Genomic DNA, 9,509 nt, shown 5'->3' with positions numbered 1-9,509 from the left:
AGGTAAAAACTGCCGGCGTGGCTTTTTTCTCACGGGCCGAGGCCACCATTTCACAAATTAACTTCCGGTGTCCCAGGTGCACCCCATCGAAATTTCCCAGGCCGACCATTAAATTAGCGTATTCATCTCGTATTCCTTCCCATGTTTCGTAAACTCTCACAGTTCATCAAGCCCCCTGGCCACATATACATAGTTATATATACCATAATCCTTACGTCTGTTGTTTAAACCAGCACCCTCACAGGTTGAAACCGGTAGTACCCCGGTCGTTCCGGATCGGCCAGTGACCTGGCCACAGCGAGAATAGTCCGGTCAGTACACAGTTTAACCAGCTGACCTTCCTTCAAAGAATCCGGTGCTGAGGCTACACCCGGCCAGTACAAAAGGTTACCGGACCCGACCCTATCTACTGCCCCAGGTCGGACATATACGGAAGGCAGATGCTCCAGAACCCGTTCCAAGTTCCACAGCTTGCGTAAGAGCATACCCTGCCGGGCGCTTTCCTCCAGCTCTTCCAGGGTAATCGCTTCATTTATGGAAAAAGTACCGGCCCGGGTGCGTAAAAGAAAACTCATATACGCTCCGCACCCCAGCCGTTGCCCGAGGTCACTGCACAATGTACGTATGTAGGTTCCCGCGGAACAGGCCACGTCCACAACTGCCCTGGGGTGAGGTGTACCTTCATGTTTCATGCATACCAACCTGAGAGCATAAATTTTTACGCGTCGTGGCTCCCGTTTCACCTCCAATCCCTGCCGGGCCAGCTCATAAAGCTTTTTGCCCCGGTAACGAACAGCCGAGGTCATCGGTGGAATCTGCATGATTTCACCTATAAAAGATTGTAACGCTTCTTCCAACGCCTCACCGGTCAGGGTTGTGGCATCGCCCCGGTGAACCACTTCCCCGAAGGCATCGCCGGTGGAAGTGGAAAGGCCAAAGGTAATTTCCACCCGGTATTGCTTATCACCGGGGAGAAACTGGATCACCCTGGTGGCACGACCCACACAGACCGGGAGCACGCCCGCCGCTCCCGGATCGAGAGTGCCGGTGTGACCTGTCTTCTCACCACCAACCAGGCGGCGGACAAAAGCCACCACATCATGAGAAGTCATCCCGGGCGGCTTTAAAATATTCAGAATACCATCCATGTTACTCCTCCCGCATCGCTTTGAGAACAGCTTCCACCACCCTTTTCGTAATCACTTCCCCTTCTCCCTCCACCAGCGCTCCTGCAGCCCGGAGATGGCCACCACCGTTAAACTGGGAAGCTATGCGCTGGACATCCACCCGCCCCCGGGAGCGTAAACCCACCTTCCAGCGGCCGGGCACAATTTCCCGGAATAACAGAGCCACCTCCACCCCCCTCAGGGAACGAACATAATCGATGAGCCCATCGGCATGCTCTTCACGGGCTCCCAGGCTATCCATCGTCTCGCGGGTTACACTCATCCATGCCACCCGCCCACAGGGGGTCAGATCCAGTGTCTGCAGGGCCGCCTGGAGAACCCGCAGGTGTAAAAGGGATTTTTGTTCAAAGAGCAGGACATTCAACCGGGCGGCGTCAACCCCTTCGTCCATGAGCCTGGCCACACGGCGGTGGGTGAGCGGGGTGGTATTCTGGTAGCGAAAGGAACCGGTGTCGGTAACAATAGCCGTATAAAGGCAGCTGGCTATCTCCACCTGTGGAGGTACCTGCAGCAAATCGAGAAGGTCCTGGATAATTTCCCCGGTTGCCGCCGCTTTCGGGTCGACATAAACGTAATGGCCGAAATCGTGCTGGCCGACATGATGGTCAATAATACATACCTCCAGGTCACGGGAGAGCAGCTCACTTAGCGGCCCCAGCCGGTCGGGTACGGAACTATCCAGGGCGACAAAAGTGTCATACTCTCCCTTCAGGGCCTGTTCCCCGATGAGGAAGCGGTCCGCCCCGGGAAGAAACTGGTATAACTCGGGCAGGGGATCGGGACTGGCCAGGGTTACTTCCTTGCCCAATGTCAGAAGACCCAGACCCAGAGCTGCCACTGAACCCAGGCAGTCCCCATCCGGCATAACGTGCCCGCTTATAACCACCCGCCTGGACTTTTTCAGGCATTCTGCAATTGCAACCAGGCTAGTCATCACCCGCGGCACCCCGTTCTTTTACGTCATTCAGCAACTCCATCACCCGGATGCCCCGCTGGATTGAAGGGTCCAGCTTAAAGGAGATTTCCGGGGCATATCTCAACCGGATCCTCCGCCCCAGCTCGCTGCGCACGTAGCCCCGGGCATGGTTCAATGCTTCAAGGGAAGCCCTGGCATCTTCCTCCGAACCCAGGACACTGAAAAAGATCCTGGCATAACGAAGGTCAGTCGAGACCTCCACCCCGGTAATGGTAACAAAACCAATGCGGGGGTCCTTGAGTTCATCGCGTAGCATGTCCGAGACTTCTTTTTTAATGATTTCAGCCAACCGTTCCGGACGATAGGGCACAATCCGCACCTCCCCGTTCACGCTGCTAGGCCAGTTCCCTCTTGACCGCTTCCGTGGTGAAGGCCTCGATGATGTCGCCCTCCCTGATCTCATTATACTTTTCCAGCGCAAGACCGCATTCGTAGCCCTGCATCACTTCCCGTACGTCGTCCTTGAACCGTTTCAAGGAATCGAGCTTGCCTTCATAAATAACCACGCCGTCCCGGATGACCCTTACGCCGGCATCCCGCACAATTTTGCCATCAGTCACATAACACCCGGCAATGGTGCCCACTTTGGAAATCTTGAAGATTTTCCTCACTTCGGCCCGGCCGAGGATCACTTCCCGGTACTCGGGTTCCAGGAGACCGCTCATGGCCGCCTTCACGTCTTCGATGGCATCGTAAATCACCCGGTAGAGACGGATATCCACCTTCTCTTTTTCGGCCACACGGCGGGCGTTAACGTCGGGACGTACGTTGAAGCCAATAATGATGGCATTGGAAGCTGAAGCAAGCATGATGTCCGTTTCCGTAATTGCCCCTACACCCTGGTGAATGATGTTAACCTTTACTTCTTCCGTGGATAAACGCTCGAGGGCCTGTTTCAGAGCCTCGGCTGAACCCTGAACGTCAGCTTTGATAATAACCCGCAATTCTTTGACCTGACCTTCTTTAATCTGGTTAAAGAGGTCATCTAAAGAAACCCGGGGCATGGCAGCCTTAAATTCTTCTTCACGCTTGCGGTTAGCCCTCTTCTCGGCTATCTGACGGGCAGTCTTTTCATCGGGCACTACAAAGAACTGGTCACCGGCCTGAGGCACTTCTGAAAAGCCAAGGACCTCTACCGGCGTGGAAGGACCAGCCTTTTTCACCCTCCGTCCTTTATAGTCCATCATGGCCCGCACACGCGCCCAGGTTGTACCCGCCACCAGGTTGTCACCCACCGAGAGCGTTCCGTTTTGCACCAGAACCGTAGCCACCGGACCCCGTCCCTTATCCAGTTCGGCCTCAATCACCGTTCCCCTGGCGGGACGGTTGGGATTGGCCTTTAATTCCTGCATTTCAGCCACCAGCAGAATCATTTCCAGGAGATCTTCCAGCCCCTGGCGCGTCCTGGCGCTGACGGGAACCATCACCGTATCCCCGCCCCATTCTTCAGCCACCAGACCGTACTCCGTAAGCTGCTGTTTAACACGGTCGGGATTGGCATCGGGCCGGTCGATCTTGTTGATGGCCACTATAATGGGCACGCCGGCAGCTTTGGCGTGGTTGATAGCTTCTACCGTTTGGGGCATTACTCCATCGTCCGCAGCCACCACCAGGATGGCGATATCCGTGACCTTGGCCCCCCGGGCGCGCATGGCGGTAAAAGCTTCATGCCCCGGGGTATCCAGAAAGGTGATCTTTTTGTTATTATGCTCTACCTGATAGGCACCAATATGCTGGGTAATCCCACCTGCTTCCGTAGCCGTAACATTGGTCTCGCGAATGGCATCCAGCAGGGAAGTTTTCCCGTGGTCAACATGACCCATGACCGTAACCACACAGGGACGCGGCTGCAGGTCGGCCGGATCATCTTCCGGCTCCTGCATGAAGAAAGTCTCGACATCATGCTCTACCTTCACTTCCACTTCGAAACCCAATTCCTGAGCCACGATAGTGGCTGTATCAGCATCAATTTCCTGGTTGATGGTGGCCAGTACGCCCAGCAGCATCAGTTTCTTAATTACCTCGGCCGGGCTCTTCTTCATTTTTTCTGCCAGTTCCTTCACCGTGATGGATTCACCGATGACAATGGGTTTTTTCTCCACCACAGGTTTGACTTCCGGCTCTCTGGGTGCCGCTTTCTTTTTCTGGCTTGCCAGGGGACGCAACTTGCGGTCGGCTACGGTTTCTTCCAGGAACTCTTTCCTGTCTCGCTCACGGACGACATGTTGTTTTTCCTGTTTCTTTTCCCCCCGGGTCTTATCGGAACGCACTTTTTCGCTGACAGCCTTGATTTCCTGCGGAACTTTGGGCACCTTCAACTGTTCAGGCCTCGTTCTGGCAGGCTGGCGCACGACTGCCTCTGCCTGCGGGGGCGCAGCCTGAACCGGCTTCCCGTCAGCATGCCCCCTGGCGCGGGCAGCATGCTGCTGCACCTTACCGGCGAACTGCTGAGCCTGTTGAGGTTGCTGGGCCTTTGGCTGCTGCGGCTGTGGTGGTTCCACCTTTAAAGGGCGCTCCTGAAAGCGCCTGTCCGGAGGACGGGAGGGTACCCGGTCCACCAGTCCCGGACCCCGGTCATAGCGCCGGGCATCCTGCTGGTGTCTGGGGCGTTCCGGATGTCTTTTTTTGTGATTGTTTTTAATGCCATCTCTCAACTTGTCCGGCCTGGCCTGCACCTGGGCCGCCGGTGCCTGAGCCTGCTGGTTGCCTTCTTTATTGTTACCCGTTTTCTCATGCCCGCCCTTTAATTCAGCGAGCACCCGCTCCACATCCGCATCCTGCAGTGCGGAGAGGGGTGATTTTACTGAAATACCCATATTACCGAGCTTTTGCATCAGTTCCTTGCTTTCTATGTTCAGTTCTTTGGCCAGTTCGTGGACTCGTTTCTTGACCATGTAAACACCTCCAATTGGGTGGCTGGTGGTTAGTCATCAGTCGTCAGTCGCAGCTCAAGTAGCCACCAACCACCAACGACCAACAACTAACGACTAGCCACTATCTCCCCTTTCCAAGCGTTTTAAAATTCCCCGTGAAAAGTCTTCATCGTTAACGGCCATGACGGCACATGTGGCCCGGTTTAAAATACGACCCAGTTCTTCTTTCAAACCCCAGGTGACCAGGGGAACCCCCGTAGAACGTGTTAAAAACAGAAAGCTCTTCCTGGTATGCCTGGACGCATCGGTAGCCAGAAGTACAAGTTTGGCATACCCCCGACGGATGGCGGCGCGTACCGCCCTGTCCCCCCCGACAACACGCCCGGCTCGCCGGGCCAGAAAAAGCAACTGCGTTACTCCCCCGCCACCCATCATTCCTGCAATCCCTCGGCCAGGGACTGGATGATTTCCGGAGCAATAGAACGCTGCAGAGCCTTTTCCAGCCGCTTGCCTTTGACCGCCTTTTGCAGGCACTCACGCCGGGGGCAGATATAGGCTCCGCGCCCTGGACGTTTACCTGTGGGATCAATCTCAACGGTGTCCTGTGGAGTGCGAACCACCCTGATCAGCTCTTTCTTTGGTCTCATCTCCTGGCAGCCCACACACATCCGCTGAGGCACCTTTTTTACTCTGGGCAAATGGATCACCTTCCTGATGCCCAAAATTTTAATTGAGAAGGCAATGAATCTATAACGGATCTATTTTTTTACAAAAACTACAGGATACTGTCATCACCATACTGCTCACCGTATTCCTGAGCGTATATTTCCTGCATCTGGGACTCACTTTTGATATCTATCTTCCATCCGGTGAGCTTGGCCGCCAGGCGGGCATTTTGGCCCTCCTTGCCAATTGCCAGGGATAACTGGTAATCCGGTACAATCACCCGGGCAATTTTTTCTTCCTCCCAGATCTCCACAGCTATAACCCTGGCGGGGCTTAAGGACGCAGCGACAAATTTGGAAGGATCCGGGTTCCACTTAATCACGTCAATTTTTTCTCCGTTGAGCTCGTTTACAATAGCCTGGATACGCATCCCCTTGGGGCCCACACAAGCTCCCACCGGATCCAGTTTCTCCTCCCGGGAATAAACGGCAATCTTGGACCGGTAACCGGCCTCACGGGCAATAGCCTTTAACTCCACCAAACCCTCCTGGAGCTCCGGCACCTCCAGTTCCAGAAGGCGTTTCAACAGGCCGGGGTGGGTACGGGAAACCAGTATCTGCGGCCCCTTGGTGGTCTTACGTACTTCCACCACGTAGGTCTTGATCCGGTTGCCGGGACGGTATTCTTCCCCGGGCATCTGTTCCGGAGGGGTTAAAATGGCTTCCGTCCGCCCAAGGCTGATGTAAACATTCTTTTGTTCCACCCGCTGGACAATTCCTGTGACAATATCCCCTTCCCGGCTGGCAAACTCCTCATACACTATATTGCGTTCCGCTTCACGTATCCGCTGGACCACCACCTGTTTGGCCGTCTGGGCGGCTATCCGGCCGAAGTTGCGGGGGGTAACCTCTTTCTCAATCACGTCCCCCACCTGGTAGCGGGGATCGATTTTTCTAGCTTCCTCAAGTGAAATCTCCAACCGGGGATCAGATACTTCCTCAACGACGGTACGCTGGGAATAAACCTTGAAATCCCCCGTCTGACGGTCAACAATTACCCGGGCATTCTGCAGGGAACCGAAGTTTCGCCGGTACGCGGAAAGTAAAGCCGCTTCAAGGGCCTCAAACAGGACCTCTGCAGAAATGCCCTTTTCCTTCTCAAGTTCCTTTATGGCTGTTAGAATTTCGGTGTTCATTTCGCCTGCCTCCTAGTGCCAACTTGCTTTGAGCCGTGCCGTCGCCACCTCGGGAAGGGGGATACGCTGTTCCTGTCCGTCATCCAGGGTAAGCACCACCATCTGACCTTCCAGGCCCTCCAGGCGACCGGTAAATTTTCTCCGCCCGCCCTGGGAGGAAAAAGTGGTGACCTGTACCCGGCAACCCGAAAAACGTTCAAAATCAGCAGGCTTCTTTAATGGCCGCTCGATACCGGGAGATGAAACTTCCAGATGGTAGGAATGAGGGATCGGGTCCGCTTCATCCAGAAGAGGATCCAGTCTCTCGGAAACCGCCTGGCAATCATCAAGCGTCACACCCCCCGGCTTATCAATAAAAATACGCAGGTACCAGCGTCCCCCCTCTTTAACATACTCCACGTCCACCAGCTCCAATCCCAGACCGGTTACCAGCGGTGTGGCCAGCTCTTCCACTGTCGCCACTACCTTGTTTTTTGCCACGGGCGCTCCTCCTCTATAAAATTGTATCCCTATATTATAAGACGAAAGAGTGGGTGTTACCCACTCCTGTTGCTGACATAAAGCGACGAACATAACCAGACCCAAGTATATCACAGAAAACAGTGGCTGGCAAGGGCTTTAACCATGCCGGTGTTCAACGCGGTAAACCCCCGGCAAAGAAGCCAGCTTGTTCAGGATCAACACGCGATTGACGTGGGGGCGGAACTGGACAGTTATTTCCAATAATTGACGATCCCCATCACCCATTTTTTCTATTTGTATATTCTTGACTATGAGTCCATACTCATCGAGCAGTGCACCCACCCTCTGGATATCTTCAGGAGCACTGGCCACTACAAGATTGAGGACATCCTGCTGTTGTGTTTTGCGCACATAATCTTCTATCGCTCCTAAAATGACAAGGGCGAAGAGAACCAGTACGGTACCCAGAGCGGCCGCCAGGTAATAACCGCCCCCCGCTGCCAGGCCGACACAGGCCACTACCCACAAACTGGCAGCGGTAGTCAATCCGCGCACCAGGGGACCTTCCCTCAAGATGGCTCCTGCACCGAGAAAACCGATACCGCTGACCACCTGGGCGGCCACCCGGGCCGCATCACCCCTGAATTCGTAATGAAGGCTCTCCGACACCACCATGGCCAGGGCCGACCCCACACAAACCAGGATATGTGTGCGAAAACCTGCAGAATACGTACGGATGGAAACGTACAGTCTTTCCCGCTCCAGACCAATCATTCCCCCCAGGACAACCGCCAGCACCAAACGTAAAATAATTTCCTTCTCCGTTAGCACGTGCTATCCCCCCACCACCGTCAACACACCAATGCAGTTTTTACAAGCGCCAATGTGCCCGCTCCGAGCAAAACGCCGGTCATTTTCATCCTGCTGGTGGCATTCCAAGGGTTATGGGATTTCTATTCCCTTGCCGCAGCCAGGGTAGCCTGTTGGAGAATCCTGTACATTAACTCCACTGCTTCCCGGGCAGCATGGGGCTTGCCAAGGCGCGCAGCCGCCGCAGACATGTCCCCGAGTCGCCTTTCGTCCGTGAGACATGAGAGGACCTCCCGGCCCAGGTCTTGAACCCTGCTCACCTGTACCGCAGCACCGGCCCGGCAGAGATATTCAGTATTGCGTTCCTCCTGACCCGGCAGGGGATCCACAATAAATATGGGTAGACCTTTAGCCAGGGCCTCGGCACAACTCAAACCTCCTGCCTTACCCACCATAATGCTGGCCACGGACATAAGTTCGTGAATATTCTCGACAAAACCAAAAACCATGGTAGGGTGGTGGTTGGACCCTGCCAGCCGCAATAAGCGCTGCCTGAGCTGTTCATTGTGTCCCGCAACCACCAGCAGCTGGCAGGGAACGGGCCCATTGCCCAGAAACTGCACCACTTCAACCAAAGGCCCCAAACCCAGACCTCCTCCCATTACCAGCACCGTGGGAAGTGAGGGGTCCAGGTGAAGCTTCTGCTGAACACCGGAACGATCCACCGGCCTGGCAAAGGCAGGGTCTATAGGGATTCCCGTTGCGTGTACCCGCTCCAGAGGAATACCAAGATCCGCGAAGGGCGTCCTGAGGTCCTCGCTGGCCACCACGTAGGCATCCACCTCCGGAAAGACCCAGAAAGGATGGACAGTAAAATCTGTAATGGTGGCCACAACCGGCACCCGTAAAAGGCCCTGGCCTTTCAACCGGTCCATAATACCCACGGGGAAGGGATGGGTACAAACAACAACCTGCGGCCGGGTTTGATTTAGAAACTTAACCAGTTTGGGAGCGGTCAATTTGTTGAGAATGCGGTTGAATTCCTGTTTCGCAAATCCCGAAAGAGGCTGGCCCCATTCCGCCTGACGGTAAAGGTATCCGTACACCACCGGGGTAATTTTGAGCATTTCCATGTAGGTACCCAGAATTACCTTTTCTAAAAAAGGGGTGGTATACCTGAAAGTGTCCAGGATAATAACTTCCGCGGTGGGGGAACTCTGTTGAATAGCCTCTCTCAAGGCATGAGCAGCCCGCATATGTCCCGTACCGGCCGATACCGACAAAATGACCACCCGTTCAAGGATAGTCATAACCATCCCCTCTAAGCCAGAGCAATATAC

Annotated in this window: 10 protein-coding genes and 1 pseudogene; all 11 read right to left on the bottom strand. The window is 54.8% G+C overall.

Annotation, left to right across the window (positions count from 1 at the left end):
• A pseudogene (locus ACPLUI_RS01815) lies at nt 1-109 on the bottom strand (bifunctional riboflavin kinase/FAD synthetase); the annotation flags it as partial.
• A 115-nt stretch (nt 110-224) separates the two neighbouring features.
• The gene (gene truB / locus ACPLUI_RS01810) at nt 225-1,148 is read right to left on the bottom strand and encodes a tRNA pseudouridine(55) synthase TruB (protein ID WP_424658561.1); all 924 of its coding nucleotides are present in this window, start codon (nt 1,146-1,148) and stop codon (nt 225-227) included.
• A 1-nt stretch (nt 1,149) separates the two neighbouring features.
• Nucleotides 1,150-2,121, bottom strand: coding sequence for a DHH family phosphoesterase (locus ACPLUI_RS01805; protein WP_424658560.1), 972 nt, complete (start codon nt 2,119-2,121; stop codon nt 1,150-1,152).
• A complete protein-coding gene (rbfA, locus tag ACPLUI_RS01800; RefSeq protein WP_424658559.1) occupies nt 2,114-2,473 on the bottom strand; it encodes a 30S ribosome-binding factor RbfA in 360 nt (119 codons plus the stop codon). The genes ACPLUI_RS01805 and rbfA overlap by 8 nt, the downstream gene beginning before the upstream one ends.
• 25 nt (nt 2,474-2,498) lie before the next feature.
• Nucleotides 2,499-5,057, bottom strand: a complete 2,559-nt coding sequence (infB, locus tag ACPLUI_RS01795) for a translation initiation factor IF-2 (RefSeq protein ID WP_424658558.1) — start codon at nt 5,055-5,057, stop codon at nt 2,499-2,501.
• 93 nt (nt 5,058-5,150) lie between these two features.
• On the bottom strand, nt 5,151-5,471 hold the full coding sequence (locus ACPLUI_RS01790) for a L7Ae/L30e/S12e/Gadd45 family ribosomal protein (protein ID WP_424658557.1): 321 nt from the start codon (nt 5,469-5,471) through the stop codon (nt 5,151-5,153).
• A complete protein-coding gene (rnpM, locus tag ACPLUI_RS01785) occupies nt 5,468-5,734 on the bottom strand; it encodes an RNase P modulator RnpM (protein WP_424658556.1) in 267 nt (88 codons plus the stop codon). The genes ACPLUI_RS01790 and rnpM overlap by 4 nt, the downstream gene beginning before the upstream one ends.
• Nucleotides 5,735-5,811: 77 nt before the next feature.
• Nucleotides 5,812-6,897 carry a transcription termination factor NusA gene (gene nusA / locus ACPLUI_RS01780; protein WP_424658555.1) on the bottom strand — a complete coding sequence of 362 codons (1,086 nt, stop codon included), beginning with the start codon at nt 6,895-6,897 and terminating at the stop codon, nt 5,812-5,814.
• A gap of 12 nt (nt 6,898-6,909) precedes the next feature.
• A complete protein-coding gene (rimP, locus tag ACPLUI_RS01775) occupies nt 6,910-7,377 on the bottom strand; it encodes a ribosome maturation factor RimP (protein ID WP_424658554.1) in 468 nt (155 codons plus the stop codon).
• 138 nt (nt 7,378-7,515) lie between these two features.
• Complete coding sequence (locus ACPLUI_RS01770) at nt 7,516-8,190, bottom strand: MgtC/SapB family protein (protein ID WP_424658553.1); 675 nt, start codon at nt 8,188-8,190, stop codon at nt 7,516-7,518.
• 122 nt (nt 8,191-8,312) lie between these two features.
• Nucleotides 8,313-9,509 (bottom strand): MGDG synthase family glycosyltransferase (locus tag ACPLUI_RS01765; protein ID WP_424658552.1); only part of this gene is annotated, 1,197 nt, incomplete at its 5' end.

Source organism: Desulfofundulus sp., assembly GCF_049701015.1.
GTDB lineage: Bacteria > Bacillota > Desulfotomaculia > Desulfotomaculales > Desulfovirgulaceae > Desulfofundulus.
This window is presented reverse-complemented; position numbering and strand designations above follow the sequence as displayed.